The sequence below is a fragment of the Streptomyces lincolnensis genome (assembly GCF_021173675.1).
Taxonomy (GTDB): Bacteria; Actinomycetota; Actinomycetes; order Streptomycetales; family Streptomycetaceae; genus Streptomyces; species Streptomyces lincolnensis_B.
This window is the reverse complement of sequence record NZ_JAIHON010000037.1, coordinates 1-1,481: the sequence shown is the minus strand read 5'-3', so window position 1 is coordinate 1,481 and position 1,481 is coordinate 1. Positions and strand designations below refer to the sequence as shown.

At 70.6% G+C, this 1,481-nt stretch carries 1 protein-coding gene; it reads left to right on the top strand.

The annotated features are described in order from the left end of the window. Window positions 1–227 precede the first annotated feature (227 nt). Complete coding sequence (locus tag K4B79_RS47440) at window positions 228–1,439, top strand: IS110 family transposase (protein ID WP_232033709.1); 1,212 nt, start codon at window positions 228–230, stop codon at window positions 1,437–1,439. Window positions 1,440–1,481: the final 42 nt, after the last annotated feature.

The window sequence follows — 1,481 nt, the reverse complement described above, 5'->3', positions numbered from 1 at the left end:
GCCCATTACCTTCGTTGTAGAGCCCGGTTCGGGCTCGTGGCCTTCGGGGCCGGTATGACTCGTTGCCCCTGTCCTTGATGATCCGGGGGGTGCTGTCGCCGGTCCTGGCGGCACCGGATGGTCGCTGATGGAAGCGTGTCCGCCGACAGGCAGGGCTGCGTAATGTGGCTGCCGATCTCCGGTGCCCGGGCGGGCCACCGGTGGTGACTCCGGGGAGGGAAAGCCCGGTGACCAGCAACGACTTCACCTCGATCGATGTGTTCTGCGCCCTGGACGTGGGCAAGTCCGCCCATCACGGCACGGCCGTGCTGGCCGACGGCCGTACGGTCTTCGACAAGCCGCTGCCCAACGGCGAGCCCCAGCTGCGGGAGCTGTTCGCTCGCCTGGGACGCTGGGGAAAAGTCCTGGTCGTGGTCGACCAGCCCGCGTCCGTGGGGACGCTGGCGGTGGCCGTGGCCCGCGCCTGCGGATGCGAGGTGGCCTACCTGCCCGGCCTGTCCATGCGCCGCCTGGCCGACTGCCATCCCGGCACCGGCAAGACCGACGCCCGCGACGCCTACGTCATCGCCGATGCCGCCCGCACCATGCCCCACCTGCTGCACAGCATCGACCCGGCCGAGGGCGTGCGGGCCGAACTGACCATGGTCCTGGGCTACGACGACGACCTCGCCCAGGACGCCACCCGCACCTCCAACCGGCTGCGCGGCCTGCTCACCTCGATCCATCCGGCCCTGGAACGCGTCCTGGGGCCGCGGCTGCGCCACCCGGCGGTCCTGGCCCTGCTCCAGACCTTCGGCTCCCCGGCCGCACTGGCCCGGGCCGGCACCGAGGAACTCATCGAGGTTATGACCGACGCCGCCCCACGGATGCGGACCCCGCGGGAACTGGCCGGACAGATCCATGCCGCCCTGGCCCAGCAGAGCGTCCAGGTCCCCGGCACCGGCTCGGCCGGCGAGATCATCTCCGGACTGGCCGAGTCCCTCGCCGTGCTCCTCAAGCGCCGCGAGATCCTGGAGACCCGCATGACGGCCCTGCTGGAGGCCCACCCTCTCGCGAAGGTCCTGACCTCCATGCCCGGGGTCGCGGTCAGGACCGGTGCCCGCATCCTGGCCGAGGTCGGCGACGCCAGCGCGTTCCCCACCGCCGCCCACCTGGCCTCCTACGCGGGACTGACCCCCACCACCCGTCGTTCGGGAACCTCCATCCGCGGCGAAGGACCGCCCCGCGGCGGCAACAAGACACTCAAACGAGCCCTGTTCCTGGCCTCGTTCGCCTCCCTGAGCAGCCCCGAATCCCGGGCCTACTACGACAGGAAACGGGCTGAGAACAAGCGCCACAACGCCGCCCTCATCTGCCTCACCCGCCGCCGCGTCGACGTCCTGCACGCCATGCTCAAGCACAGCACCCTCTACCAACCCGGGCACCAACAAACAGCCTGACCAAGCCCACAGACCTTGACCGAACAGATAGAAGCACCCCCC